Source organism: Roseovarius sp. ZX-A-9 (genome assembly GCF_028369135.1).
GTDB lineage: Bacteria > Pseudomonadota > Alphaproteobacteria > Rhodobacterales > Rhodobacteraceae > Roseovarius.
In genome coordinates this window covers 1-26,450 of sequence record NZ_JAPWHW010000006.1, presented here as the reverse complement: position 1 = coordinate 26,450, position 26,450 = coordinate 1, and the positions used below count along the sequence as shown (strand labels likewise).

Below are 26,450 nucleotides of genomic sequence, written 5' to 3'. Positions count from 1 at the left end.
ATGCGGGGCGGGCACACCGGCCACATCCCGGAGTCGGGTTTGTCTCTGATACCCTTTGTCGGCCATCGGGGCACGGATGGCAAACCCGAACTCCGTCCGATGCCGGTATTGTCAAAGCGAAACGCTTTGGCCGCCACGTCAGGTTGCGCTGCCCTCGGGCGGCATGGCCAGACGCGGGGCGGAAAAGGGGGTCGGGCCCAGCCCCTCCAGTTCGGCAACGTGGCGGGCGCTCTTGCGGGCCTCGATTGCGCGTGTCAGCGCCGCCAGGGCGGGCCAGCGGGTCAGGTCGAACCAGTCCGTTCCGCCCGCAGGATAAAGCGCCATCCACCGCAGCATTGGTGCTAGGTAGAAATCTATCATGCTTGGCGTTGCGGCTCCGAGCGCGGTGCCGTCGGCATGGGCCTCGAGAATGTTCAGATTCGTGACAAGCCCCTGCTGCGTCCGGCTTCGCAACGTGGCTTCCTGATCCGGATTCGGATCGATGTACTTTTCGGTATAAAAGGTCATCCGCAGGGCAGGGTGCACCGTGTTTGCCAGAAAGATCAGCCATTTCAGGAAATCGCCACGCGCTGCCGTGCCGGGGCGCGGCGCCAGCGCGCCGGGGCGGGCCTCGTCAAGCCATAGCAGGATCGCGGCAGTTTCGAATATGACTCCATGGGGCGTCTCAAGCGCGGGGATCAGCCCGTTGGGGTTGATCTTACGATAGGCTTCGCTGTCTTGCGCGCGCGCCGCACGGTCCACAAGAACCGTCTGGTGGTGCATCCCCAGCTCTTCAAGCGCGAGGCGGATGATCAGCGAGGCGTTGTCGGGGGCGTAATGCAGGCGGAGGGGCTGGGTCATGATCTCTGATTTGACCTGTTTGAGCGGATTTGTGAATGGTGTTTGTGCAAACTTGCGATGCGGCCCGATGCAGCCGCGTTCGAACCGAACCACCCGGAAAACCAATTCATACTCGCACCTCTGCGGCTTCTCTCTTATACCGGACGAAATCACGAAGGAGTCGCTGCCATGACCGGAGAATTGTCCCCTATAGACAAGGCAAAATTTGTCGCCGCCAAGCGGGCGGTGGATTTTGTCGAGGATGGAATGCGTGTTGGTCTGGGGACCGGTAGCACGGCTGCCTGGATGGTACGTTGCCTCGGAGAGCTGGTGCGCGAGGACGGATTGAAGATCCGCGGTGTTCCGACATCGACCCGCACCGCGCAACTGGCCCGCGAAGTGGGCATCGAGGTGATCAGCCTGGATGAGGCCAAGTGGCTGGACCTGACGATCGACGGCGCCGACGAGTTCGATGGCGAGTTGAACCTGATCAAGGGCGGGGGCGGCGCGCTCCTGCAGGAAAAGATCGTGGCGACCGCGAGCGACCAGATGATCGTGATCGCCGACGCCGCCAAGGAAGTGGAGCGGCTGGGGGCCTTTCCGCTACCCGTAGAGGTCATTCCGTTTGGTTGGCAGACCTCGCGCGCGCTGATCGAGGAAATGCTGATTTCGGTCGATGTGATGGGCCGCGATGTCACGCTGAGGATGAATGGCGAGCGGCCGTTCATCACCGATGAGGGCAATCACATACTCGATCTGCATCTGGGCCGGATCGGCAATGCCCGCCAGCTGGCGATGGTTCTGAACCAGATCCCCGGTGTGGTTGAAAACGGGTTGTTCATCGATATCTGTGATGTCGTCGTGATCGGTTTTGGCGATGGCCGGGTCGAACTACGCGACATCAACGAAGGCACGGTGGAGCGCGATCGCCTCGATTTCGTCGAGAGCGACAACCTTTTCACCGACATGATGGACTGAGACAATCGTTTCAGACAGGGGACAGGCATGAGTTTTGACTACGATCTTTTTGTGATCGGCGGCGGGTCCGGCGGGGTACGTGCGGCGCGTGTGGCCGCGGCCGAAGGGGCCCGCGTCGCGCTGGCCGAAGAGGACCGGTACGGCGGTACCTGTGTGATTCGCGGCTGCGTGCCGAAAAAGCTGATGGTATTCGCCAGCGAATATCCCGATGCGATGGAAGATGCCCGCGCCTACGGCTGGACCGTCCATTCGGGCGGGTTCAGCTGGCAGGATTTCAGCACCAAGCTGAATGCCGAACTGGACCGGCTGGAGGGCGTTTACCGCAAATTGCTGTCAGGCAATGGCGTGACCATGTACGACGCCCGCGCGGTGCTGAAGGATGCGCATACCGTCAGCCTTTCGACCGGAGAGAGCTTTACCGCCAAGCATATCCTGGTTGCGACCGGTGGCCGCCCGGTGCGCCCCGATCTGCCGGGGGCCGAGCACGGCCTTGTCAGCGATGACATCTTTCACCTCGACGAGCTGCCCAAATCCATCCTGATCATCGGCGGCGGTTACATCGCCTGCGAATTCGCCTGTATCCTGAACGGGCTCGGTGTGCAGGTTACACAGTATTACCGGGGTGCACAGATCCTGCGCGGATTTGACGACGAGGCGCGCGGCTTGGTGGCAGAGGAAATGCGGCAGTCGGGGATTGATCTGCATGTCGGCAGCAACATCCTGGAAATGGCTTCGACCGAGGGCGGCTACAGGATCAAGGCGACCAACGGCACCGAGAAGGTGTTCGAGCAGGTATTCTTTGCCACCGGGCGCAAGCCGAACACCGATGGCATGGGGTTGCAGGAGATCGGCGTTGAACTGGGCCGCAACGGTGAGATCGTCGTGGACGAGTATTCCCAGACGACCGTGCCTTCGGTCTATGCCATCGGCGACGTTACCGACCGCGTGGCGCTGACCCCGGTTGCGATCCGCGAAGGCATGGCTTTTGTCGAGACGGTGTTCAAGGGCAATCCCACACCGGTCGATCACGAATTGATCCCGACCGCGATCTTCACTCAACCCGAGATCGGCACCGTAGGGATGACCGAGGAAGAGGCGAGCGCCAAAGAGCCGGTGGAGATCTACTGCACCTCGTTCAAGCCGATGCAGCAGGCCTTTGCCGGGCGGCAGAACCGTGTGATGATGAAGCTGGTGGTGAGCAAGGCGAGCCGTCGGGTGCTGGGCTGTCATATCGTGGCACCGGGCGCGGGCGAAATGATCCAGCTGGCGGGCGTGGCCGTCAAGATGGGCGCGACCAAAGAGGATTTCGACCGGACCTGTGCGGTGCATCCGACCATGTCCGAAGAGATTGTCACCATGAAAACCCCCATTCGAACCGCCTGACCGTAAGGTGCGGGTTGAATTTCGGGGACGGCTATACAGTTTAGGTATGATGCCCGCATGCGATGTGGGCAAAGAGACAGAAGGAAACGAAACAGATGGCAGGACAGTCTGGCGGCCCTTGGGGCGGCGGTGGCGGTGATAACGGCTCTGGCGACGGTAAACGTGGGACTGGTGGAGATCGCGGTGGCCGACGTCCCCCCGCAGGCAACGGCGGCCCTCCCATTCCGGAGATCGACGAACTGATGAAAAAAGGCCAGGACCAGTTGCGCGTACTGATGGGCGGGCGCGGCGGCGGTGGCGGCGGTGCCAACGGCACGGGCGGTGGTTCGGGTGGTCCGGGTCTGACGCGCGGCACGGTCTTTATCGGGCTGCTGATCGCCGTGGGCATGTGGCTCTTTGCCAGTTTCTACACGGTCAAACCCGAAGAGAACGCGGTCGAGCTGTTCCTGGGCGAGTATCACCGCACCACCGGTTCGGGCGCGCATCTCGCTCCCTGGCCGTTGATCACTTATGAAAAGGTCGCGGTGACCAGTGAACGCAACGAGGATATCGGCGTCGGGGCGCGCGGGTCCGAAGCGGGGCTGATGCTGACCGGGGACGAAAATATCGTCGATATCGACTTCCAGGTGGTCTGGAACATCAATGATCCGGCCAAGTACCTGTTCAACCTGCGCGATCCGCGCATGACCATGCGCGCGGTCAGCGAAAGTGCGATGCGTGAAATCATCGCTCAGTCGCAACTGGCACCGATCCTGAACCGTGACCGTGGTGTGATCGCGTCGCGTTTGGAGGAACTGATCCAGTCGACACTCGACAGCTATGACAGTGGCCTGAGTGTTGTCCGCGTCAACTTTGACAAGGCCGATCCGCCGCAGCAGGTGATTGACGCTTTCCGCGAAGTGCAGGCGGCAGAGCAGCAGCGTGACCGGCTTGAGAAAGAGGCGGATGCCTACGCCGCCCGTGTTCTGGCTCAGGCCCGTGGTGAAGCGGCGCAAACGCTGGAGGAAGCCGAAGGCTACCGCGCGCGCGTCGTCAACGAGGCCGAAGGTGAAGCCAGCCGTTTCTCGGCGGTTCTGGCAGAGTATCAGAAAGCGCCGGAAATCACGCGCAAGCGTCTCTATCTAGAAGCGATGGAAGAGGTGCTGGGCGATATGGACAAAATCATCCTCGACGAGCGTCAGGGCAGCGGCCAGAGCGTCGTGCCTTATCTGCCGCTCAACGAATTGCGCCGCGGCGCGGGAGATCAATAAGATGCGGAAATCAGCTTTTTTCCTGCCGGTGCTTGCAGTTGTCGTGATCACGGCGCTCAGCTCGGTCTTTATCGTCGACGAGCGCGAGAAGGTTCTCGTGTTGCAGTTTTCCAAGATCATCGCGATCAAGGAAGAGCCGGGTATTGGCTTCAAGATCCCGCTCATTCAGGAGGTGGTGCGCTATGACGACCGCATCCTGAGCCGCGATATCGATCCGCTGGAGGTCACGCCGCTGGATGATCGGCGTCTGGTGGTCGATGCATTCGCGCGCTACCGGATCGCCGATGTCAAACGCTTCCGCCAGGCGGTGGGCGATGGTGGCATTCCATTCGCCGAAAACCGCCTGGATTCGATCCTGCGGTCGAAAACGCGGGAAATCCTCGGTTCGGTCAGTTCGAACGATATCCTCAGTTCGGACCGTGCGACGCTGATGCTGCGTATCCGTAACGCGGCGATCGCTGATGCACAGGCGCTGGGGATCGAAGTGGTTGACGTACGGTTGAAGCGTACGGACCTGCCAAGTCAGAACCTTGATGCGACCTTCGCGCGGATGCGTGCCGAACGTGAGCGGGAAGCCGCCGACGAAGTGGCGCGCGGTAACGAAGCCGCGCAAAGGGTGCGCGCCCAGGCGGATCGTACGCAGGTGGAACTGGTCTCTGACGCCAAGCGTAAGGCCGAGATCACTCGCGGTGAAGCAGATGCCAAAAGCAACGCGATCTTCAACAAGGCATTCGGCGAAAACAAAGAGTTCTTTGAATTCTATCGCTCGCTTGACGCCTACCGGGTTGCATTGCGCGGCGAGAACACATCCATCGTGATGTCGCCGGACAGCGAGTTCTTCAATTACTTCAATTCGATAACCGCTGAATAATGCTGGGTGTTGCCGCACTTGCCCTCGGGCTTGTGCTTATTGTTGAGGGGCTGGTCTATGCGCTGGCCCCTCAGCTTGTCGAGCGGATGCTGGAGGCCCTGCGCGCGATTCCTCCAGAGGCGCGCCGCACCCTCGGGCTGCTGGCGCTGGTAACGGGCCTCATGCTGGTCTGGATCGGCAAGTCATTGGGCGCGTGACGTGACGCGCCACCTGATCTCACGGTCGCGTGACACTATGTTGCAAGCTTTGCGATCTGCGGCTGAATGCCTACATTGCAGCCAGAGGAGGCCCGTCCCGGCTCTCGGGAGGGCGGATCGAGACACCCCAGTTCAAGGAGATTTTGGCGTGAATGTACCGAGCCAAACCAGACCCTTTTTTGACGTCAGGACATTGCACGTCCTGGCGCTGACGTTCTTGGCAGCGCTACTGATGCTGGCCCAGTCCGTCACAGCGCAGTCCCGGCCCGACAGTTTTGCGGACCTGGCAGAAAAATTCAGCCCTGCCGTCGTGAACATCACTACGTCCACGGTTGTATCAAGAGGCACCGGACCGTCGCCGGTGGTGCCCGAAGGGTCGCCCTTCGAGGATTTCTTTCGCGAATTTCGCGACCGTAGCGGCAATGGCGATCGGCCGCGCCGCACCTCGGCACTGGGGTCGGGCTTTGTCATCTCGGAGGATGGCTATATCGTCACCAACAACCACGTGATCGAGAGCGCGGATGAGATCATCATCGAGTTCTACGAAGGCGGCGAGTTGGAAGCCAAGGTTATCGGCACCGATCCCAAGACCGATATCGCGCTTCTGAAGGTAGAGGCCAAAACGCCGCTGGCCTATGTCTCCTTCGGCGACAGCGATACCGCACGCGTGGGCGACTGGGTCATGGCCATGGGTAACCCGCTTGGACAGGGATTTTCGGTCAGCGCGGGTATCGTATCGGCACGCAATCGGGCGCTTAGCGGCACCTATGATGACTACATCCAGACCGATGCGGCGATCAACCGGGGCAACTCGGGCGGGCCGCTGTTCAACATGAATGGCGAGGTTGTGGGCGTGAACACCGCGATCCTGTCACCCAATGGCGGCTCGATCGGAATTGGCTTCTCGATGGCGTCGAACGTGGTCACTCGCGTGGTCGATCAGTTGCGGGAATTCGGCGAGACTCGCCGCGGCTGGCTGGGTGTGCGCATTCAGGACGTGACTGATGATGTGGCAGAGGCGATCGGCCTTGAAAAAGCCTCCGGTGCGCTTGTGACAGACGTGCCTGAAGGCCCTGCGGCCGAGGCTGGCATGCTTGCCGGTGACGTGATCCTGTCATTCGACGGCAAAGAGGTTGCGGACACACGCGAACTGGTGCGTCGGGTTGGCAATGCGGAAGTTGGCAAAACCGTTCGCATCGTCGTTTTCCGCGATGGTGGTACCCAGACGCTGAAAGTGACGCTGGGCCGCCGCGAAGTGGCTGAGGGTGCCGTTCCGGTTGCTCAGCCGAATGGCGACGCGGATCAGGGAATGGTTGAGAAAACCGTGCTGGGTCTGACCTTGGTGCCGCTCGACGATGAGCTGCGCGAGCAACTGAACCTGGCCGACAACGCCGCCGGGCTGGTGGTGCGCGACATCGACGAGCTGTCGGAGGCCTATGAAAAAGGCCTGCGTGCCGGCGACCTGATCACCGAAGCGGGGCAGCAGAAGCTGACCGGCATCTCTGATCTGGAAGATCGTATCGTAGAGGCCCGCGAGGCCGGGCGCAAATCGCTCTTGCTGTTGGTGCGCCGTGACGGCGAGCCGCGCTTTGTCGCGCTGTCGCTCGAAGAGGCACCTGACGCAGAGTAAGCGCCATACCCTTGAACGACATAGCCCCGTCAGAGCACTTCTGGCGGGGCTTTTTTGTGCCTGTTACCGGGTGTCTGGGCAGCAAGCCCGCCCTTATTTGCGCGGGCTGTGGCAAAGAAAAACGGCACCGCTTGGGGGCGGTGCCGTTCTGGTGGGGCAAGGGCCCATAGGTGCTGCGGCGCTATTCGGCCGGGTTTGTCAGCAGCCCGTGTTTCTCGCGCTGGCCATCACGATAGAGCGCCTTGATCAGCGAGAGACACATCAGCCCCATCACGATTGTGAAGGGAAGTGCGCCGATGATCATCGCGTTCTTGAGCGCATCCATCGGGTTGTTCTCACCTGCGGCAACGATCAGCGTGCCGATCACCAGCGTCAGGATGATACCCCAGATGATCCGGTGCTTGATGCCGGTTTCCTGCGCGCCGCCGGACATGATCGTGTTCATCACCAGGATGCCGGAATCTGCCGAGGTCACGAGGAAGGTCATGATCAGCACCACACACATGATGGTGATTGCCGACAACAGCCCACCATCCAGCATCTGGCCCAGTGTGGCGAAAAGCTGATTGGTCTGCGTCGCGCCGGTGATGGCACCCTCGGCCACGCCGGAAAGCTCCAGATCGAAGGCTGTCCCGCCCAGGATGGTCATCCACGCAAAGCAGACCAACGCCGGTGCAATCACGCAGCCCAGGATGAATTCACGCACTGTGCGCCCCTTGGAAATGCGCGCAAGGAACAGGCCCACGAAAGGCGAGAATGCGATCCACCATGCCCAGTAGAACGTCGTCCACCCCGACTGCCAGCCGAACTGACGACCTTGGTTGCCCACTTCGTAGACTGCCGCCAGCGTCGCTTCGTCCAGCTCTGCCGCAGCGCCGGTCAGGCCGGACTGGAAGCCCGCGAAACTGCCCCATGCGTTTGTCGCACCGCCGTAGAGTTCCGTCGCGAGCGGTTGCGCCGCTGCGGGGATTTCGGCCGCGAATTCTGCCGGTGACATTGGCAGCCACGGGCCAAAGCTCAACTGCGTGAAATGCAGGATGTAATCGACCAAGGCCGATCCGAAGGTCGACATCGCGAAGAGAAACGAGCCGTAGATCACGAAGGTCATCAGCAGGATCAGCGACAAGACCAGGTTGAGGTTCGACAGGTACTTGACCCCCCGTCCGACACCCGAAACCGCCGAGATGATCGACAGCCCCATGATCATCACGAGGCCCGCAACCAACCCGACCTTGCCGGGGGCAGGGACATCGCCGGTCATGTTCATCATCCATTCCATACCGGTGATGGCATAGAGGCCATCGATGAACTGGCTGACGCCGAACCCGATGGTCACGGACACGCCAAGGATCGTCGCAACCACGCCCAGCACATCGACCACATGGCCCAGAACCCCGTTCATCAGCCTGCCAAAGAGCGGCGTCAGAGCGGTGCGGATCGTCAGGGGCATGTCACGCGTATAGGCGTAATAGGCAAGGCAAAGACCGGTCACCACGTAGATTGCCCAGGCGTGAAAGCCGTAATGCAGGAAGGTGTAGCGATAGGCCGATTGTACCGCCTCGGCGGTGCTGCCCTCGACATCTCCGGCGACGACCACAGGGTTTGAACCCCACAGGCCCAGCGGTTCGGCGGTGGCGAACACCATCAACCCCACGCCCAAACCTGCGCCGAACATCATCGAGAACCAGGAGAAGTTCGAGAATTCAGGTTTTTCGCCCGGCGTGCCCATGATCCGCGCGCCGGTCCTGGGCAGGATCGCGACGACGAAGAGGAAGAAGGCGAAGAAACCGACGATGACGATGTAGAAGCTGTTGAAGATTTGCAGGATCTGGTTGTTCCAACTGCCCAGCGTGCTGTTCGCATTGGCCGGCCAGACGAGAGCCCAGATCACCAGCGCAACCATGATACCCTTGGATATGAGGGCGATAGGCAGGCTGTTGTCTTTGTAGAATCCATCGTCCTGAGTATTGATATCCAGATCCGTAAACGGAGGTTTGATAGGCATGAATATGTCCCTGTGATCATTTCTAGGTCAGAAAAGGAAATTGATCGTGCGCGCATGTTTGCGGACAATTGGGTGTTGGATTTCTCTCAGCACTGTCCCCGGCGCCCCTTCCCATACCGATAGTGTGTCATGCCGCCGGATGCGTCGAGGACTTCTTTACGGCACCCGGTTTGCGGATTGCGACCACTTCGGCCTCATTTTGTCGGTTTTGCGATGTGCCTGAAGGAATCCCCCCGCTGCGCTTTGGCCAGGTTCATGACCTCCTCGGGGGCTGTGGCATCTCGGGAGCAACGGCGCAAAGCGTCACCAGAATCGGGCTGCCGACACCAGGATATGACCTGAAACGAAGGGATTCAGATCGGGCATGGCCTCCAGTGCTTGCGTGCCGGAAAGCTTTGCTGTTTTCTCGCACCGAAATGGAATGAAGGGGACAGACATGGCCGGGCAATTGGATGTGGATTTCGTGCGGGCGCAGTTCCCGGCCTTTGCCGAGCCGTCGTTGCAGGGGCAGGCCTTTTTCGAGAATGCGGGCGGGTCCTATACCTGCGGACCGGTGATTGCGCGGCTGGAACGCTATTATCGCCAGCGCAAGGTGCAGCCTTATGCCCCCTATGAGGCCAGCCAATTGGCGGGTGAGGAAATGGACGAGGCACGCGCACGCCTGTCGGCCATGCTGGGGGTAGCCGAGGACGAGTTGAGCTTTGGCCCATCCACCACGCAGAACACCTATGTTCTGGCGCGGGCGTTTGCCCAGTGGATGCAGCCCGGCGATGCGATCGTCGTGACCAATCAGGACCACGAGGCAAATACCGGTCCTTGGCGGCGTTTGGCGGATGAAGGCTTTGAAGTGCGCGAGTGGAAGATCGACCCCGAAAGCGGGCATCTCAACCCCGAGGACCTGGAAGAGCTGCTGGATGACAAGGTGCGGCTGGTCTGTTTCCCACACTGTTCAAACGTGGTGGGCGAGGTCAATCCAGTGGTTGAAATCACTGCACTGGCGCATGCTGCGGGGGCCTATGTCTGTGTCGACGGGGTCAGCTACGCGCCGCATGGCTTTGTCAATGTCGGCTTGATGGGGCCGGATATCTATCTGTTTTCGGCTTACAAGACCTACGGCCCGCATCAGGGGATCATGGTGATCCGCCGCGATCTGGGAATGCAACTGCCGAACCAGGGGCACTACTTCAATCAGGATTGCCTTTATAAGCGCTTCACCCCGGCGGGGCCGGATCATGCGCAGATCGCCGCCTCTGCAGGCATGGCTGATTATTTCGATGCGCTTGCCGAGCATCATGGCATCACGGGCACGCCAACAGAGCGGAACGAAGGCGTGCATGAACTGATGCGCCGCCACGAGAGCGCGCTGCTGCAGCCGGTGCTTGATTACGCCAAGGATCGCAACTCGGTGCGTCTGCTGGGGCCGACCAGCGCGGAAGGGCGCGCGCCGACCGTGGCGCTGGCGCTGAACCGCGCGGGCGAGGGCGTCGCGCGCGATCTGGCGCAACATGGTATCATGGCGGGCGGGGGCGATTTCTATGCCGTGCGGGCCTTGCAGGCGATGGGTGTCGATCCCGATCAGGGCGTGCTGCGGTTGAGTTTCGTGCACTACACCAACCGGGCCGAGGTGGACCAGTTGCTGAACGCATTGGACGATTGCCTTTGATCCACGCAGTATCGCGCTATGTAGGGTGTTGTAACAATCGAGGCGCCCAATGGCCGATACACCCGCGACCCTGCTCTGGCTGCGCCGCGATCTGCGGCTGAGCGACCATCCAGCCCTGAACGCGGCGTTGAAACGCGGCGCCCCGGTGATCCCTGTCTTCATCTGCGACGAGGCGGTCGAGGGGTTGGGTGCGGCGGCGAAATGGCGGCTGGGCCTGTCATTGGACGCCCTTGCAAAGCAGTACGAACGAAATGGCAGCCGACTGATCCTGCGGCGCGGCGATGCGTTGCAGGTCTTGCGCGCGCTGGTGGCCGAAACCGGGGCCACTGCGGTGCACTGGTCGCGGCTCTATGACCCGCAGGCGATTGCACGGGACAAGGCGATCAAGGCGGCGCTGGCGGGGGACGGCGTCGAAGCGACGAGCCATCCCGGCCACTTGTTGTTCGAGCCGTGGACGGTCGAAACCAAACAGGGCGGCTACTACAAGGTCTATTCCCCGATGTGGCGCGCGGTAAAGGATCGCGATGTTGGTAGCCCGCTCAAGACGCCCGATGACCTGAACGCTCCGGATGACTGGCCGCGCAGTGATGCACTGTCAGACTGGTCTCTGGGGGCGGCGATGCGGCGCGGCGCGGCGGTCTGTCTGCCGCATCAGCGGGTGGGCGAGGCTGCCGCGCAGGACCGGCTGGCATGGTTCACCACCGAAGCCATCGACCGCTACAAGATCAATCGCGATCTGCCCGCGCGCGACGGCACCTCTGGCTTGTCGGAAAACCTGTCACTGGGAGAGATCAGCCCGGCGCAATGCTGGCACGCGGGGCTGCGCGCGTTGCACGAGGGCGCAGGCGGGGCAGAGCAGTGGGTCAAGGAGCTGGTGTGGCGCGAGTTCGCCTATCACCTTCTCTACCACACCCCGCAGATCGCTACCCGCAATTGGCGCGAGGATTGGGACGCTTTCCCCTGGTCGGAGGATGCTGGAACCGAGGCGGTGACCCGTTGGAAGCAAGGCCGCACCGGCGTGCCCTTTGTCGATGCAGCCATGCGCGAGATGTATGTGACCGGTAAGATGCACAACCGCGGACGGATGATCGTCGCTTCCTACCTGACCAAACATCTGTTGACCCATTGGCGGGTCGGGCAACAATGGTTCGCCGATTGCCTGACAGACTGGGACCCGGCCAGCAACGCGATGGGCTGGCAATGGGCTGCGGGCTCCGGCCCCGATGCGGCCCCCTATTTTCGGATTTTCAACCCCGAGACCCAGTTGGCAAAATTTGATCCCAAGGGGCATTATCCGCAGGCTTGGATCGCGGAGTGCAGCGAGGCACCGAGCGAAACGGCGCTGTCCTTTTTCGACGCGGTCCCGCGCCGCTGGGGCTTGCGTCCGGATGATGCGTATCCCGCGCCGATGATCAATCTGAGCGACGGGCGTAAACGCGCGCTGGAGGCTTACGGGGCGCGATCATTCTGACGTCTGGCAGGAATGGCTTGCCCGGTGGTCCGCGGCGGCCTAGCTTACTTTGCAAGTAAATGCAGAGAAATTGAATGCTCCGGAATACAACCAGCGGCGAGACCAACCTGCCGCGTTACTTTTCCCGCGTTTTCGAAACCGCGCAGACCATCCGCAACGGGCGGATCGATTTCGTGATGCCGGACGGGCGCATCTTTCGTGCGGATGGGCCGCTGCCCGGCCCGGTGGGTGTGATCGAGGTGATCAATGACGATCTGTTTGCACGGCTGATCCGCGAGGGCGATCTGGGGTTCTGCGAGGCCTATCTGGACGGTTGGTGGAGCACGCCGGACCTGCAGGGCGTGATGGATGTGGTACACGCTGAGAATGATGACATCTATGACGGCTTTCCCGGGATGGGCCTTATCCGCGCCTATGAACGGCTGCGCCATTGGATGAAGGGCAATTCACGCGCGCAGGCGCGGCGTAACATCAGCCATCATTACGATCTGGGCAATGACTTCTACCGTCTGTGGCTGGACGCGACGATGACCTATTCCAGTGCGCTGTTCGAGACGGGACAGGAGAGTATGGAAAGCGCGCAGATCGCCAAATACGCATCAATGGTGGATCAGATGGGCGTCGAGCCGGGCGATCATGTGCTGGAAATTGGCTGTGGCTGGGGCGGGTTTGCCGAATACGCCGCCAAGGAGCGGGGCCTGAAAGTGACGGGGCTGACCATCAGCCAGCAACAATTGAACTACGCGCAGCGCCGCATCGAACAAGCCGGGCTGAGTGACATGGTCGATCTGAAATTATGCGACTACCGAGATGAACGTGGCACCTATGACGGGATTGCCAGTATCGAGATGTTCGAAGCGGTGGGCGAGAAATATTGGCCGGATTTCTTTGCAACGCTGCGCGGACGGCTGCGCCCCGGTGCCTGCGCCACGCTGCAGATCATCACCGTACAGGATCGCCGGTGGGAGACTTATCGCAAAGGCGTGGATTTCATTCAGAAATACATCTTTCCGGGCGGTATGCTGCCCAGCCCTCGCGTGCTGCGGGCCGAGGTGGAGCGCGCGGGCCTGACAGTGGCCCGGTCCACCGAATTCGGCGACAGTTACAGCCAAACGCTGCGCCGCTGGCATGATACGTTCAACGCGCGTTGGCATGATATTGCCGCGCTGGGATTCGATGATCGGTTCCGGCGGATGTGGAATTTCTACCTGACCTCTTGCGCGGGGGCGTTTCAGGGAGGAAACTGTGACGTGACACAGATCACAATCGCAAGGCCTCGATAAATGCCGTTAACCGATAAAATGCCCAGCAGCGCGCGCTTTGCCGCTGCCGTATCGCTGGGCCTTCTGGGCTGGATCGGATCCGAGATGATCCGCGATCTGATGCCGCCGCACACCGCCTTTGGCTGGTTCAACTACGTCAATGTCGTGCTCGGGCTGCTCTGCGGCTGGTCGGTGGTCGGGGGGCGCGTCGGCACCGGCTACGTCGATTCGATCAGTATCGGGCTGACGGGGTCCGCGGCGCTCGTTTTCTGGGGGCTGTTCACGCAAAGCTTCAACCTGATGCTGGCGCAATCGCTGGACCGCAAATACGATGGCCCGGTGGAAGGTGTGACCGGAATGTTCGACAATGCCGTGGATTATGGGCAGTACCTGCTCGACGGCCCGCTCATCGCTGTGCTTGTGGCGGGCGGCATCCTGACCGGGCTTATTGCGGAATTCGTCGTGCGGCGCTGGACCTGATCTGATGACATCACTTTTCTTCTACGGCACGTTGCGTGACCCTGAACTGATGCGCATCGTCATGGGCGCCGAGGCTGGAGGTGCCACGATCACCGAAGCCGTGCTGCCCGATCACGCAGTCTATTGGGCCAATGGCCAAAGTTTTCCCACCATCGAGGCCTGCCCCGGAGCCGAAGCGCCGGGCGTGCTGCTGACCGGGTTGAGCGAAACGGCGGTCGCGCGGTTCGATTTCTATGAAGGCTCGTTCGGCTACACGCTGCGCCCGGTCGAAGTGCGAACGCCGCAGGGTGAGCATACGGCACTGGTCTATTTTCCCGATCCCGGTCTGTGGCAGGCGGGTGCGCCGTTTGATCTTGCGCTCTGGCAACGGCAAAACGGCCCGCTCAGCCGTTTGTCGGCGGTCGAGGAGATGGGGTATTTCGGGCAAATCAGCGGCGAGGAACTGGCGCGCCGTGTGCCGATGATCCGCGCCCGCGCAGCATCGCGCCTGGCGGCGGCGCGCGGCGTCCCGGCAGAACTGCGCAGTGCGCAGAGCCGCGACAGCATCGATCAGGTTTCGGTTGAAACCGTGTATGCCGGGTTTTTTCTGACGCAGGTGCACCGCTTGCGCCACCCCACCTTCGCGGGGGGGATGAGCGCCGAGTTGCGCCGCGAGGTCTTTGTCGCGGTGGATGCGGCCATCGTGCTGCCTTACGATCCGGTGCGCGACCGGGTGCTGCTGGTCGAGCAGTTTCGCATGGGGCCCTTCGGACGCGGTGATCCGCGCCCTTGGATGCTGGAGCCCGTGGCGGGCCATGTTGACCCTGGTGAAACGCCCGAGGAAGCCGCGCGCCGTGAATGCCGCGAAGAAGCGCAGCTGGAACTGACCGGACTGGAGCGAATCAACGGCTTTTACGCAACGCCCGGCACGTCGACGGAGTATTTCCATTGCTATCTTGGCTTTTGCGATCTGCCTGAGCTGGGGCAGGGCAGTGGCGGGCTGGACGTCGAGCACGAGGATATCCGGACCCATGTTCTGTCTTTTGCCGATGCGATGCAACTTTGTACCACCGGCGAGGCGGATAACGGACCACTGATCGTTGCCCTTACTTGGCTGGCCCTGCACCGCGAGCGGCTGCGCGCAGCGGCTTGAGTTTCGGTGGCGCGGGCCCTAAACGTGAGGCCACTCAAGCAGGGGATTGGCACATGCGCATTGCACGGGATTTGGCAGAGGCTGTCGGCAACACACCGATGATCCGCCTGCGAAAAGTCAGCGAGGAAACCGGCTGCACCATTCTGGGAAAGGCCGAATTTCTCAATCCGGGCCAATCGGTTAAGGACCGTGCGGCGCTCTATATCATACGTGATGCGGTGGCGCGGGGGGATCTGAAACCGGGAGGGACCATCGTCGAGGGGACTGCCGGAAACACCGGGATCGGTCTGGCGCTGGTCGGTGCCTCGATGGGGTTCAAGACAGTGATCGTCATCCCCGAGACCCAGAGTGAAGAGAAAAAGGACATGCTGCGGCTGGCCGGTGCCGACCTGGTGCAGGTGCCTGCCGCGCCCTATTCGAACCCGAACAACTTCGTGCGTTATTCCGAGCGTCTGGCGGCCAAACTGGCCAAGTCCGAGCCCAACGGCGCGATCTGGGCCAACCAGTTCGATAACGTCGCCAACCGGCAGGCCCATATTGAAACGACCGGCCCCGAGATTTGGGAGCAGACCGATGGCAAGGTAGATGGTTTCGTCTGTGCCGTGGGCTCTGGCGGCACGCTGGCAGGGGTCGGCATGGCGCTGCAGCCCAAGGGGGTCAAGATCGGCATCGCGGATCCGATGGGGGCGAAGCTCTATTCCTATTACACCACCGGAGCGTTGGAGGGCGAAGGCGGCTCGATCGCCGAAGGGATCGGCCAGGTCCGCATCACCGCGAACCTCGAAGGTTTCACCCCCGATTACGCCTACCAGATCACCGATACCGAGGCGCTGCCCTACGTGTTTGATCTGTTGCGCGAAGAGGGTCTGTGTCTGGGCGCATCCTCGGGTGTTAACATCGCGGGGGCCGTGCGGCTGGCCCGCGAACTGGGTCCGGGACATACTATTGCGACGGTGTTGTGCGACTACGGCACACGCTACCAGTCCAAGCTGTTCAACCGCGACTTTCTGCAGGAAAAGGGGCTGCCCGTGCCCGAATGGCTGGGACAGGCACCGCGTTCGATCCCCGGAGTGTTCGAGGGATGACGTCGTTGCTGCCGCTGTTGCGCCGACTTGTCGTGGTATGGGCGCTGGCACTGGCGCCACTGACGCTTGGTTATGTCGTGACGACCGGCACCGCCGATGCCCAGCAGGCAAATGCCGGTCCCGACTACGCCAAATGGATCTCCACCGTTCAGCGGGCCACGGATGCCATCGAAGCGGCGCGCGCGTCCACGCCCGCGCTGGAGGATCTGCGTGACCAACTGGCAGACTGGCGCGACATCTTCGCAGCCGCGCAGGACACCAACAGCAACGCCATCTCCACGCTCGAAGCGCAGATCAAGGCGCTTGGACCTGTTCCCGAAGAGGGTGGCGAAAGCCCCGATATCGAGCGACAACGCAAAGAATTGGCCGAACGGCTCAACCGCCTGAACGCACCGGTCAAGAGCGCGCAACTGGCCTACAGCCAGGCGGATGGACTGATCAAGGGTATCGACAAGATCATCCGTGATCGTCAGACCGATGCGCTGTTGCAGCTCGGGCCGTCGCCCCTCAACCCCAAGAACTGGCCCGCAGGGCTGGATGCCATCACCAACACGGTCGAATCCGTACGCTCGGAAGTGATCATCGCGTGGCAGAACGACATCCAGCGCATGGAGACGAAGGGCAACCTGCCCACGATCATCGTGCTGGCGCTGCTGGGCTGCATCCTGCTGATACGTGGCCGGTTCTGGGTGGAGCTGGCGGTGCGCTTTGCATTGCCACAGCGCGCAACATCAGCGCATTGGATCATCACGTTGCTGATGTCTCTGGGCGAGATTTTCGTGCCCTTCATCGGTCTGCTCCTGATCAGTCAGGCGGCCTATTCCAGTGGGCTCGTCGGGCTGCGTGGAGATCTGGTGCTGATCGCGCTGAAGCCGGCTTTCGTGATCTTCCTGCTGGCGCGCTGGCTGGCGCTGCGCTGCTTTCCGCGCCTTGAAACTCACCGGCCGCCGCTGGCGCTGGAGGCAGAGGACCGCAGGGCAGGGCGCTGGTATGGCGCTTCGTTGGGGCTAATCATCGCGGCCTTTTATTTCATCGTCGAGATCGCCAGGGTCACCGCCTGGTCCGAGGCGGCGATCAACGTGGTTCTCTTCCCCGTGATGGTGATTGCAGGGCTGTTGCTGCTGCGTCTGGCACGGTTGTTGTCAAAGCACAGCCGGAACGCGGCCACAAACGAGCACACCAATACCTACCGCAACCGGCTGACCCGGCTTCTGGCGAATGCGCTGATCGCGCTCGCGGTACTGTCTCCTGCTCTGGCTGCGGTCGGATATTTCAAGGCAGCGTCGTCGTTGATGCTGCCCTCGCTTCTGTCGCTGCTCGTGTTGGCGGCCCTGCTGGTGATCCAGCGCGTGATCTCGGAGGTTTACACGCTGATCTCGGGTGACCGAGAGGGTGCGGCGGACGATCTGGTGCCGGTGCTGATGAGTTTTGCCATCGTGATCCTGTCAGCGCCAGTCTTTGCCCTGATCTGGGGTGCGCGGGTGGCGGACCTGTCCGAGTTATGGACCCAGTTCACCAAGGGCATCACCTTGGGCGAAATGACCATTTCGCCGACGATCTTCCTGACGCTCGCGGCAATCTTTACCGCGGGGATGGTGCTGACGCGGCTGTTGCAGGGGACACTGAAGAACACCCTGCTTCCCAAGACCAAGCTGGACGCGGGCGGGCGAAACGCCATCGTGTCGGGCGTCGGCTATATAGGTATCTTTCTGGCAGCCCTCGTCGCAGTGACCTCTGCGGGGATCGACCTCAGTTCGCTTGCGATCGTTGCCGGTGCGCTGTCCGTCGGTATCGGTTTCGGGCTTCAGAACATCGTCTCAAACTTCGTATCCGGCATCATCCTCTTGATCGAACGCCCGATCAGCCAGGGCGACTGGATCGAGGTCAACGGCCAGCACGGCACTGTGCGCGAAATCTCGGTGCGCTCGACCCGGATCGAGACATTCGATCGCTCTGACCTGATCATCCCGAACGCCGACCTGGTCAGCGGAACGGTCACCAACTACACGCGCGGCAACACTGTGGGCCGGGTGATCGTGCCCGTCGGTGTGGCTTACGGCAGCGACACGAAAAAGGTCGAAGGCATTCTCAAGGAGATTGCCATGGCCAACCCGATGGTTATCATCAATCCAGAGCCAGCGGTGGTGTTCAAGAGTTTTGGCGCCGATTCTCTGGATTTCGAAATTCGCGCGATCCTGCGCGATGTGAACTGGGTGATGACCGTCAGATCGGAAATGAACCACGAGATTGCCAGACGCTTTGCAGAGGAAGGTATCGAAATCCCCTATGCTCAGCGCGACATCTGGCTGCGCAATCCCGAGGTGCTGGCCCAGATGGCTATGGGTGGCGCTCCCAAAGAGGCCAGGGATGACGACAAACCAGCCCCGACCAAGGCGAAGCCCAGGAAAGGCAAGGCTGGACCATCCCAGCGGATCGAAGACCCGGACGGGACGCCTGATGGGGACGGGGACGGAGACGGGCGATGACCGAGCCGCTCTACCTGCGCGATGCCTATGCGACCGAGGAGACAGGGACCGTAATCGGGCACACACCCGAGGGCGGGCTGGTGCTTGACCGGACGATCTTTTACCCCACGGGTGGCGGCCAGCCGGGTGACTCCGGACGCCTCACATGGCCGGGCGGCGCAATGAGCGTGGCGACCAGTGTCAAGGCCGAGCAGGGCAATATCGCACTGGTCCCGGCCGAGCCGCAGCCATTGCCGCCGGTCGGTACATCGGTGCGGCAGGTTCTCGACTGGGAGCGGCGGCACCGGTTGATGCGTATGCATACTGCGCTGCACCTGCTGTCCGTTGTAATCCCGCTGCCGGTCTCCGGCGGGGCAGTGGGCGAAGTGCGCAGTCGTCTCGATTTTGACATGCCCGAGGCACCGCAGGACAAGCAGACGCTGGAGGCACTTCTCAATCAGCTGGTGGACAGTGATCTGCCCGTGGCCGAAGAGTGGATCACGGATGCCGAACTGGCCGCAAATCCCGGCTTGGTCAAGACGATGTCCGTGGCCCCGCCCACCGGGGCGGGGCAGGTACGCCTGGTGCGCATCGGGCAGGGGCGCGACCAGGTCGATCTGCAACCCTGCGGCGGTACGCATGTCGCACGTACCGCTGAGATCGGCCGGCTGCGGCTGGGCAAGATAGAAAAGAAGGGGCGGCAGAACCGCCGCGTCTATGTCCATTTCGACGATTGATAGAGTGTGGTGGCCACAGCGCCGTGCGATGTGTCGATATTTTCCCTCATCCCTCTTGCGGCGGGTTGCCGAACGGCGATAGAAGCCCTGCAACGGAGCGGTGGCCGAGTGGTCGAAGGCGCACGCCTGGAAAGTGTGTAGGCGGGAGACCGTCTCCAGGGTTCGAATCCCTGTCGCTCCGCCACTTACCCTTGAGAAACTGTTCTCCCGATCCGGCTGCGGCCGGATTTTTCCGTTATATTCAAAGGTTATGCGGGAGGGGCTGAGCACTGGCCCCGGTGCGAAGAGGGCCCAAGGCGTTCTCTACGGCCTGGTATTCTCTGGACCTGATGACTGCGCTGATTTGGTGTTGAGCGTGTAATTTGTTGATCATAAACAGGTTTTCCGGAGGTCGGCAATTCACTTCGACGCCGGTCTCGTTCGGTCTGTTTGACCTGAAATCGAAACACGTTCTGACAACTGCTAGACACAGCTCAATCGACATGCCGTAACGCAACGAACAGCACCAAGGGCGGCTTTCGGTCATTCGCTGCGGCCAACACGAACGTCAGCGATGCGTAGGGAGCGGACTTTGCAAGGTTCGGGTCGTTGAGCATGGTAGAAGGGACGCGACCGGCCCACAGTCGCCGCTTGTTGCGTTGATTTTTGCTGCAATGCAGCATTTTCAATCCATGTCCTGCCTCAATGCTTCGACCGAGACGACATGGCTGACAAGGGGCACTCCAGGGCGCGCGATGTGCATCATGTATTGCGCAGGCTCATCGGAGAAGGCGAACGGCACGTCAGCGCGCAGGTCGAACGCAATCTGATGTGAGGCAGACGGGGCCACGCGCACCGGAGCGCCGCCGTACACTCCCTGAATGGCCCGGTGCATATGCCCGCAGAGGATCCCCTGAACCCTGCCGTGACGCGCGACGAGGTCGGCGAACTTCTCTCGTCCCACAAGCAGGCCCATCGAATCCATGTCCTGCAAGCCAGTGGTCAGGGGCGGGTGATGCATGAAGATCAGCACATCCTGGCCCTCGCAATGGCGCAGCGCCACCTCCAGCCATGACAATCGGTCGGCGCACAGCTCTCCATGTGGAGCACCCTCGACCAAGGTATCAAGACCGATCACGGCAAGATCGAACCGCGTATCGCAAAGGCACAGATGCCCGCTCTCGGTTTTGTGCAGCATGTCCGGCAAGGACGCGAACATCGGGGCGCGCGCGTCGTGATTGCCCGGCACGGCCAGTACGGGAATGCCAAGGCGACGCAGCCCCTCCCCCACATGATCATATTCCTGCGCTGTCGCATCCTCGCCCAGATCGCCGGAAAACAGGATCAGATCAGGGCGCACCGGCTGGCGGGCAAGACTTGCAACAAGACGATCGAAGGCCGCGCCAGTGTCAAACCGCCCGGCGAGCTTGCGACCGCCAGACAGAACGTGGGAATCACTGATTTGTGCAATCAACATCTGTGAGCCTCTCGGTGATGTACGAGGAGTCGCCTCGCGTCCGGTCCAGAGTAGCGCAAACCCGGCGCGAGATTTGTTAACTTTTTGTTGAAAACTCACTTCGCATGCCAATTTTTGTGGCTTTAAAGCCCAAAGAACCACAGAAGTATCAAGACTAATTTTGGTTTTCCAAACGGTACGCTGACGATGCACCGACGACGCAAATGGTCAAAAACCTTCATAATTTTGTCATTCCCCGCCAATAGAAGGAAAAATGTGGTTTGGGCGCCGCCGCAGGATTGCGGATCCAAACATACGGAACGTCATAGCGAACCTACACATTTGGGAGATGCAAGAATATGAAATCCACAAAATCCAATCTAACGCGGCGGCGGCTGTTGGCCTCTGGTCTGACCGCCCCCTTCGTGAGCATGATGCCGGGCATTCTGACCCCGGCACGCGCCAATGAAACGGTAAAGCTTCAATTCATGTATCCGGTCGGGGTGTCTGGCGACATCAACGCCATCGTTTCGGGCATGATCGCCGACTTCAACGCGACCCATGACGGGATCGAAGTCGAGGCGATCTACGCCGGCTCCTACGACAATACCGAGCAAAAGGTGATCACCTCGCTCGGTGTCGGCGAACCGCCTGCCCTATGGCTTCCGATCAACTCTTCGCTGCAGACCTTTCTGGGGCTCGACGCGCTTGAGGACATCACAGAACAGGCCAAATCCGACGACATCTATGATGATTTCATCGGTGGCTTCCTGAGCACCGCCATCTCTGATGATCGCCTTTACGGGTTGTCCTACCAGCCCTCGACCCCGGTGCTGTACTATAACAAGGACGCCTTTTCGGACCTCGGCATCGCCAAGGCGCCGGAAACCTGGGACGAACTTGTTGAAACCGCCAAGGCGCTGACCATCCGGGATGGCGACGAGTTGAAACGCTGGGGGCTGACCATCGGCGGCGGCTGGCATGACTGGATGTTCGAGGGCTATTGCCGCCAAAACGGTCTGGTGCCGTGGGAAAAGGACAAGGTGCTGTGGGATCGCCCCGAAGCGATCGAGGCGCTGAGCTTCTGGAAAACCATGGTGGATGCGGGCTGCATGGCGCCGGCCTCGACTTGGCAAGGGTCTGCCAATGACTTCATGGCAGGGTCGACCGCGATGCTGTACCACTCGACCGGCTCGCTGACCAACCTGCGCAAATCGTCGCCCTTTGAAGTCGGCGTTGCCTTCATGCCGAAGAAAAAGCAATGGGGCGCGTCCCAAGGCGGTGGCCCCATCATGATCGCCAAGAAACAGTCGGATGCCAAGAAAGAGGCCGCCTGGACCTTTGCGCGTTGGATGACCAACACCGAGAACCAAGCCGCATGGAGCCGGGCAACCGGCTATCTCGCCGTTCGCAAATCCTCGTGGGAACAGCCCGAGATGCAGCAGTATCTCACCGAGGTTCCACAGGCCGAGGTTGCGATGAAACAGGCGCAATATTCCGGTGCCTTCCTTCAGGTTCCGGCTTATTCTCGCGCCCGCGACTCGCTGAAAAGCGCGATTGACCGGACGTTGGCAGGCGAAATCGCCCCCGCAGCCGCGCTCACCGATGCCACGGCCGAGGTGAACCGCGAGATCACCCGCGTTCTGCGCCGCCAGAAGGGCTGAACACACCATCTCTTGAGGGACGCGGGTTTTTGCCCGCGTCCTTTTCCGTTTTCACGAGGATCCCCTCATGTCCCATGCTTTCGTCCGCGCACGCCGAAACGAAATGCTGCTGGCCTATGCGCTGCTGCTTCCATCGCTCGTCTTTCTTGCCGCCTTCACCTATTGGCCGATCCTTCGCTCGATCTGGTTCAGCCTGCATGATGTACTTCTGGGCGATCCCGACATCTATTGGCTCGGGGCCGAAAACTACCTGCGGCTGCTTGATGATCGGCTGTTCTGGAAGGTGCTCGGCAATACCGCCTTCTATACGTTGACGACGATCCCGCTTTCGATTGCCGCCGCCTTGTTGCTGGCCCTCGCACTGGACAGCAAGCTGCGCGGCATGGCGATCTATCGCTCGGCATTTTTCTACCCGGTCATGATCCCCTCGGTTGCTGCGGGCATGCTCTGGGTGTTCCTCTATGCCCCGGGCTACGGGCCGATCAATGAGGCGCTGACAAGCTTGGGTCTGCCGCGGCTGGATTGGCTTTACGACAGCAAATGGGCCCTACCCGCCATCGTGATCATGAGCATCTGGAAATACTCGGGCTATTTCATGCTGATCCTGCTGGCGGCGCTGAAACTGGTACCTTCGGATCTGTACGAGGCGGCGCGCCTTGATGGCGTCAGCGGCTGGCATCGGTTGCTGCACATCACCATCCCGCTGATCTCGCCCACGCTCTATTTTGTCATCATCATCGGCACGCTGCACAGCTACCAGATCTTTGACTACGTCTATGTGATGACGCAGGGCGGCCCTGCCGACAGCACGAACGTGCTGACCTATTATATTTACCAGAACGGCTTTCAGTATCAGGACATCGGCTATGCTTCGGCGCTGGCCAATGCGCTGCTGGTCTTTGTTCTGAGCCTGATCGGCCTCGTCGCGGTGACGTTGGGCCGCAAGGTTCACTATCTCGGAGAACGCTGATGAGCGACGTGACCCAAGCAAAGCTTTCAACACCGCGCAGACGCGGCCACTGGCAGCGGCATCTGCAGGCGAATTGGCTGCATCTGATCATGGCACCGCTGGCGCTGCTCTGGCTCAGCCCCTTGGTCTGGATTCTCGTGACCTCGCTCAAGACCAATGTCGAGGTATTCGATCAGGAGGCAGGGTTCTGGCCGCAAAGCCTGAATTTCTCGAACTATCCCAGCACACTGTCGGTTGCGCCGTTCGGAACCTATCTGATCAACTCCGTGATCGTCACGGGTTCGATCCTGACCGGCCAGATGATCACGATCACCTTGGCCGCCTATGCCTTTGCACGGCTGACGTTTCCGGGGAAAAACCTGCTGTTCACGCTGTTCCTGCTGCAGGTGATGTTCCCAATCTATGCGATCTTTCTGACCAACTTCGTCACCCTGCGGGAGATGGGGCTGGTGAACACGATCCCGGCCATGATCGTGCCCTTCATCGCCTCGGGCTATGGCACCTTCATGCTGAGACAGAGCTTTCGCCAAGTGCCGTCCGAGCTTTCGGACGCCGCCCGGCTGGATGGCTGCAACCATCTGGAAATCCTGTGGCACGTTTTCCTTCCGCTGGTGAAACCGACGCTGATCGCCTTTGGCATCATCTCGGTCGTGACCCACTGGAACGATTACATGTGGCCGCTTCTGGTGACGAATTCCGAAAGCATCCGCACCCTCCCCATCGGACTGGGGCTTTTGGCCAAGGCCGACAGCGGGGCCGACTGGCCGCGTTTGATGGCGGGCACAACCATCGTCGTTTCGCCGCTGCTGCTGCTCTTCGTGATCTTCCAGCGCCGCTTTATCGACAGCTTCATGCATACCGGCGTCAAGTGATGCCCGATACCGGAGACCCAAAATGGCGACCGTTCAACTGAAAAATATTTGCAAATCCTATGGCGAGCGCAAAACCGTGCATGACATCAACCTGACCATCGAGGACCGCGAATTCATGGTCATGGTCGGCCCCTCGGGCTGCGGCAAATCCACCACGCTGCGCATGATCGCGGGGCTGGAGGAGATCACCGGCGGCCAGCTTCTGATCGACGGGCAAGATATCACCGACGCCCAACCCCAAAAGCGCGACATCGCGATGGTGTTCCAAAGCTATGCCCTCTACCCGCATATGACCGCCTATCGGAACATGGCGTTCGGCCTAATGAAGACCACCCGGTTATCAAAGGCCGAGATCGACACCCGCATTCGCGATGCGGCCGAGATCCTGCGCATTGGCGACCTGCTGGATCGCCGGCCAAAGGAATTGTCGGGCGGTGAGCGCCAGCGCGTCGCCATCGGGCGTGCATTGGTGCGTCAACCCAAGGTCTTTCTGTTCGACGAACCGCTGTCAAACCTGGATGCAAAGCTGCGCAACCGGATGCGCGCCGAGTTGAAGCGGCTTCATCAGGAACTGGGGCTGACGGTGATCTACGTGACCCATGACCAAATCGAGGCAATGACGCTGGGCACCCGCGTGGCGATGATGTCAAACGGAAAACTGCAACAGGTCGGCGCCCCGATGGACATCTACATGAAGCCCGCCAATACCTTTGTCGCCACCTTCATCGGCAGCCCGGAAATGGCGCTGATCCCGTGCAAGGCCGCGAACGGCAAGGTTGGACATGCCAGCTTCATGGGTGAATTGGCTCTGGGCCCCAACCTCCCGCCGGATGTGCTGATCGGCCTGCGCCCCGAAGAGGTAACCCTTGCGAGCGATGGCATGGCCCGCGCACGGGTCGAGCGCACCGAACTGATCGGCGCCGAAGCCTTGGTCGAGGTCGCCCTTGGCGCGGATCGGATGGTTGTCAAAAGCCCTGTTTTGGGCGCCCCCTCTGCCGGGGACGAGGTCGGGCTGAATTTCGACCTTGATCGACTGCGGCTCTTCGATACCGGCAGCGGTCAGGCTATCGTGAAGCGGGCCTGACCCGGACCGGACAAGGAGAAGACATGGCACGCACTCGCAGAAAGGAGCAGATTCTTGCGCGGCTCACGGCGCAGGGAAAGGCGACGATCTCTTTCTTGGCGGAAGAATTCGAAGTTTCGGACGAGACCATCCGGCGCGATCTGAAGGCCCTGTCGCGAGACGGGCTGGTGGAGAAATTTCACGGCGGTGTCCGCCTGCCCATGCCGCGCGCCGAGGCGCCCTTTGACCGGCGCTTGTCGGAAAGTTCCGCCGCCAAGGCCGCCATCGCGGCGCGCACCGCCCGCCACATCCGGGAAGGGGCGACGTTGCTGTTGGATAATTCGACAACCGCCTGCTTCCTCGCAAGGGAGTTGGCCCGGCGCGAACCGATGACGATCCTGACCATTTCGCTGGAAATCGCGCAAATCCTGAATTCCGGCGCCAGCCCGCATCGCATCATCTTGCCGGGAGGAGAGCTGCGCAAAGCCGACCGGACCCTGACCGGCGCAGGCACGATCAGCTATCTCTCAAGTTTCTCACCGAGCTATTTTCTCATGTCCGTCGTGGCGGGGGCGTCCGGTGGCTGTCAGGATTTCGACCTGTTCGAGGTCGAGTTCAAACGCGCCATGATCGCACGCGCGGATGAGACGATCCTGATGATGGATTCCGGAAAATTCAGCAAATCCGGTCTGATCCATGTTTGTGACTGGTCAGAAATCGATGTTCTGGTCACCGATGGCGCACCGACGGAGATCTCCGAGCAAATTGACCACTGTCACCTGTTGCTGGCCCCAACGCTGAACGGAAACACCGCATGATCGATTTGCTACGGCTTTGATGCGCAAATCGGGTTTTGGGCGAAAGCCGCTTTCCGCACCGCGCGAATGTCCACCAAGGGCTGCGGAGCTGGCATTAGACACATTTCCTATGAACGGCAGGTTTGGGCCGTCTATACCGCCGCTGAACTGCCCGAGCGTGACTGATGCCGCGCTGCATCCGATGACGGCCCCGAGCCCAA

The 26,450-nt window shown here is 61.0% G+C and carries 23 protein-coding genes and 1 tRNA gene; 20 read left to right on the top strand and 4 right to left on the bottom strand.

Going from position 1 to position 26,450, the window contains the following annotated elements:
• Nucleotides 1-138: 138 nt before the first annotated feature.
• On the bottom strand, nt 139-840 hold the full coding sequence (locus O3306_RS07395) for a glutathione S-transferase family protein (protein WP_272005118.1): 702 nt from the start codon (nt 838-840) through the stop codon (nt 139-141).
• Between the two features lie 168 nt (nt 841-1,008).
• Here O3306_RS07395 and rpiA point away from each other — a divergent pair, with 168 nt between their 5' ends.
• The 6 genes from rpiA (at nt 1,009) to O3306_RS07365 (ending at nt 7,128) form a co-directional block, all read left to right on the top strand.
• A complete protein-coding gene (gene rpiA, locus O3306_RS07390; RefSeq protein WP_272005116.1) occupies nt 1,009-1,797 on the top strand; it encodes a ribose-5-phosphate isomerase RpiA in 789 nt (262 codons plus the stop codon).
• A gap of 27 nt (nt 1,798-1,824) precedes the next feature.
• Complete coding sequence (gor, locus tag O3306_RS07385) at nt 1,825-3,180, top strand: glutathione-disulfide reductase (protein ID WP_272005114.1); 1,356 nt, start codon at nt 1,825-1,827, stop codon at nt 3,178-3,180.
• Between the two features lie 95 nt (nt 3,181-3,275).
• Nucleotides 3,276-4,430 carry an FtsH protease activity modulator HflK gene (gene hflK / locus O3306_RS07380; protein WP_272005111.1) on the top strand — a complete coding sequence of 385 codons (1,155 nt, stop codon included), beginning with the start codon at nt 3,276-3,278 and terminating at the stop codon, nt 4,428-4,430.
• Nucleotide 4,431: 1 nt separating this feature from the next.
• On the top strand, nt 4,432-5,301 hold the full coding sequence (gene hflC, locus O3306_RS07375; RefSeq protein WP_272005108.1) for a protease modulator HflC: 870 nt from the start codon (nt 4,432-4,434) through the stop codon (nt 5,299-5,301).
• Nucleotides 5,301-5,498 carry a DUF2065 domain-containing protein gene (locus tag O3306_RS07370; protein WP_272005105.1) on the top strand — a complete coding sequence of 66 codons (198 nt, stop codon included), beginning with the start codon at nt 5,301-5,303 and terminating at the stop codon, nt 5,496-5,498. Before hflC ends, O3306_RS07370 begins: the two co-directional genes overlap by 1 nt.
• A 232-nt stretch (nt 5,499-5,730) precedes the next feature.
• Nucleotides 5,731-7,128, top strand: coding sequence for a Do family serine endopeptidase (locus tag O3306_RS07365; RefSeq protein ID WP_272005564.1), 1,398 nt, complete (start codon nt 5,731-5,733; stop codon nt 7,126-7,128).
• 181 nt (nt 7,129-7,309) lie between these two features.
• Here the strand turns inward: O3306_RS07365 and O3306_RS07360 are convergent, their stop codons facing one another.
• Nucleotides 7,310-9,133 (bottom strand): BCCT family transporter, encoded by a 1,824-nt coding sequence (locus tag O3306_RS07360; protein ID WP_272005102.1) that lies wholly within the window; start codon nt 9,131-9,133, stop codon nt 7,310-7,312.
• Between the two features lie 436 nt (nt 9,134-9,569).
• Here O3306_RS07360 and O3306_RS07355 point away from each other — a divergent pair, with 436 nt between their 5' ends.
• From O3306_RS07355 to O3306_RS07315, 9 genes are all read left to right on the top strand, one after another.
• Nucleotides 9,570-10,796, top strand: a complete 1,227-nt coding sequence (locus tag O3306_RS07355; RefSeq protein WP_272005100.1) for an aminotransferase class V-fold PLP-dependent enzyme — start codon at nt 9,570-9,572, stop codon at nt 10,794-10,796.
• A gap of 49 nt (nt 10,797-10,845) precedes the next feature.
• On the top strand, nt 10,846-12,267 hold the full coding sequence (locus O3306_RS07350; RefSeq protein ID WP_272005096.1) for a cryptochrome/photolyase family protein: 1,422 nt from the start codon (nt 10,846-10,848) through the stop codon (nt 12,265-12,267).
• A gap of 74 nt (nt 12,268-12,341) precedes the next feature.
• Nucleotides 12,342-13,550 carry an SAM-dependent methyltransferase gene (locus tag O3306_RS07345; protein ID WP_272005093.1) on the top strand — a complete coding sequence of 403 codons (1,209 nt, stop codon included), beginning with the start codon at nt 12,342-12,344 and terminating at the stop codon, nt 13,548-13,550.
• A complete protein-coding gene (locus tag O3306_RS07340) occupies nt 13,551-14,009 on the top strand; it encodes a TrgA family protein (RefSeq protein WP_272005090.1) in 459 nt (152 codons plus the stop codon).
• Nucleotides 14,010-14,013: 4 nt separating this feature from the next.
• Nucleotides 14,014-15,141 (top strand): NUDIX domain-containing protein, encoded by a 1,128-nt coding sequence (locus O3306_RS07335; protein WP_272005087.1) that lies wholly within the window; start codon nt 14,014-14,016, stop codon nt 15,139-15,141.
• Between the two features lie 53 nt (nt 15,142-15,194).
• Nucleotides 15,195-16,226: a cysteine synthase A gene (locus O3306_RS07330; RefSeq protein WP_272005084.1), complete on the top strand. Its 1,032-nt coding sequence runs from the start codon at nt 15,195-15,197 to the stop codon at nt 16,224-16,226.
• Nucleotides 16,223-18,712, top strand: coding sequence for a DUF3772 domain-containing protein (locus O3306_RS07325; protein ID WP_272005081.1), 2,490 nt, complete (start codon nt 16,223-16,225; stop codon nt 18,710-18,712). Before O3306_RS07330 ends, O3306_RS07325 begins: the two co-directional genes overlap by 4 nt.
• A complete protein-coding gene (locus O3306_RS07320; RefSeq protein WP_272005079.1) occupies nt 18,709-19,428 on the top strand; it encodes an alanyl-tRNA editing protein in 720 nt (239 codons plus the stop codon). The genes O3306_RS07325 and O3306_RS07320 overlap by 4 nt, the downstream gene beginning before the upstream one ends.
• 94 nt (nt 19,429-19,522) lie before the next feature.
• Nucleotides 19,523-19,612 (top strand) — tRNA-Ser (locus O3306_RS07315).
• A 289-nt stretch (nt 19,613-19,901) separates the two neighbouring features.
• Here O3306_RS07315 and O3306_RS07310 read toward each other — a convergent pair.
• Nucleotides 19,902-20,096, bottom strand: coding sequence for a hypothetical protein (locus O3306_RS07310; protein WP_272005076.1), 195 nt, complete (start codon nt 20,094-20,096; stop codon nt 19,902-19,904).
• Nucleotides 20,093-20,884, bottom strand: coding sequence for a phosphodiesterase (locus tag O3306_RS07305; protein WP_272005073.1), 792 nt, complete (start codon nt 20,882-20,884; stop codon nt 20,093-20,095). Before O3306_RS07305 ends, O3306_RS07310 begins: the two co-directional genes overlap by 4 nt.
• 338 nt (nt 20,885-21,222) lie before the next feature.
• Here O3306_RS07305 and O3306_RS07300 point away from each other — a divergent pair, with 338 nt between their 5' ends.
• The 5 genes from O3306_RS07300 (at nt 21,223) to O3306_RS07280 (ending at nt 26,250) form a co-directional block, all read left to right on the top strand.
• Entirely contained in the window at nt 21,223-22,527 is a 1,305-nt protein-coding gene (locus tag O3306_RS07300; protein WP_272005070.1) for an ABC transporter substrate-binding protein, read from the top strand.
• A gap of 67 nt (nt 22,528-22,594) precedes the next feature.
• Entirely contained in the window at nt 22,595-23,497 is a 903-nt protein-coding gene (locus tag O3306_RS07295; RefSeq protein WP_272005068.1) for a carbohydrate ABC transporter permease, read from the top strand.
• Nucleotides 23,497-24,369, top strand: a complete 873-nt coding sequence (locus O3306_RS07290; protein WP_272005066.1) for a carbohydrate ABC transporter permease — start codon at nt 23,497-23,499, stop codon at nt 24,367-24,369. Before O3306_RS07295 ends, O3306_RS07290 begins: the two co-directional genes overlap by 1 nt.
• Nucleotides 24,370-24,391: 22 nt before the next feature.
• On the top strand, nt 24,392-25,453 hold the full coding sequence (locus O3306_RS07285) for an ABC transporter ATP-binding protein (protein ID WP_272005064.1): 1,062 nt from the start codon (nt 24,392-24,394) through the stop codon (nt 25,451-25,453).
• A gap of 23 nt (nt 25,454-25,476) precedes the next feature.
• Entirely contained in the window at nt 25,477-26,250 is a 774-nt protein-coding gene (locus O3306_RS07280; protein WP_272005062.1) for a DeoR/GlpR family DNA-binding transcription regulator, read from the top strand.
• Nucleotides 26,251-26,450 lie beyond the last annotated feature (200 nt).

Coding starts and splice junctions, on each gene's coding strand:
- O3306_RS07330 (WP_272005084.1), top strand. CDS start 15,195: ATGCGCATTGCACGGGATTTGGCAGAGGCTGTCGGCAACACACCGATG.
- O3306_RS07320 (WP_272005079.1), top strand. CDS start 18,709: ATGACCGAGCCGCTCTACCTGCGCGATGCCTATGCGACCGAGGAGACA.
- O3306_RS07335 (WP_272005087.1), top strand. CDS start 14,014: ATGACATCACTTTTCTTCTACGGCACGTTGCGTGACCCTGAACTGATG.
- O3306_RS07285 (WP_272005064.1), top strand. CDS start 24,392: ATGGCGACCGTTCAACTGAAAAATATTTGCAAATCCTATGGCGAGCGC.
- O3306_RS07370 (WP_272005105.1), top strand. CDS start 5,301: ATGCTGGGTGTTGCCGCACTTGCCCTCGGGCTTGTGCTTATTGTTGAG.
- O3306_RS07305 (WP_272005073.1), bottom strand. CDS start 20,884: ATGTTGATTGCACAAATCAGTGATTCCCACGTTCTGTCTGGCGGTCGC.
- hflC (WP_272005108.1), top strand. CDS start 4,432: ATGCGGAAATCAGCTTTTTTCCTGCCGGTGCTTGCAGTTGTCGTGATC.
- O3306_RS07345 (WP_272005093.1), top strand. CDS start 12,342: ATGCTCCGGAATACAACCAGCGGCGAGACCAACCTGCCGCGTTACTTT.
- O3306_RS07340 (WP_272005090.1), top strand. CDS start 13,551: ATGCCGTTAACCGATAAAATGCCCAGCAGCGCGCGCTTTGCCGCTGCC.
- O3306_RS07360 (WP_272005102.1), bottom strand. CDS start 9,133: ATGCCTATCAAACCTCCGTTTACGGATCTGGATATCAATACTCAGGAC.
- rpiA (WP_272005116.1), top strand. CDS start 1,009: ATGACCGGAGAATTGTCCCCTATAGACAAGGCAAAATTTGTCGCCGCC.
- O3306_RS07290 (WP_272005066.1), top strand. CDS start 23,497: ATGAGCGACGTGACCCAAGCAAAGCTTTCAACACCGCGCAGACGCGGC.
- O3306_RS07350 (WP_272005096.1), top strand. CDS start 10,846: ATGGCCGATACACCCGCGACCCTGCTCTGGCTGCGCCGCGATCTGCGG.
- O3306_RS07365 (WP_272005564.1), top strand. CDS start 5,731: ATGCTGGCCCAGTCCGTCACAGCGCAGTCCCGGCCCGACAGTTTTGCG.
- O3306_RS07280 (WP_272005062.1), top strand. CDS start 25,477: ATGGCACGCACTCGCAGAAAGGAGCAGATTCTTGCGCGGCTCACGGCG.
- O3306_RS07355 (WP_272005100.1), top strand. CDS start 9,570: ATGGCCGGGCAATTGGATGTGGATTTCGTGCGGGCGCAGTTCCCGGCC.
- hflK (WP_272005111.1), top strand. CDS start 3,276: ATGGCAGGACAGTCTGGCGGCCCTTGGGGCGGCGGTGGCGGTGATAAC.
- O3306_RS07300 (WP_272005070.1), top strand. CDS start 21,223: ATGAAATCCACAAAATCCAATCTAACGCGGCGGCGGCTGTTGGCCTCT.
- gor (WP_272005114.1), top strand. CDS start 1,825: ATGAGTTTTGACTACGATCTTTTTGTGATCGGCGGCGGGTCCGGCGGG.
- O3306_RS07295 (WP_272005068.1), top strand. CDS start 22,595: ATGTCCCATGCTTTCGTCCGCGCACGCCGAAACGAAATGCTGCTGGCC.
- O3306_RS07395 (WP_272005118.1), bottom strand. CDS start 840: ATGACCCAGCCCCTCCGCCTGCATTACGCCCCCGACAACGCCTCGCTG.
- O3306_RS07325 (WP_272005081.1), top strand. CDS start 16,223: ATGACGTCGTTGCTGCCGCTGTTGCGCCGACTTGTCGTGGTATGGGCG.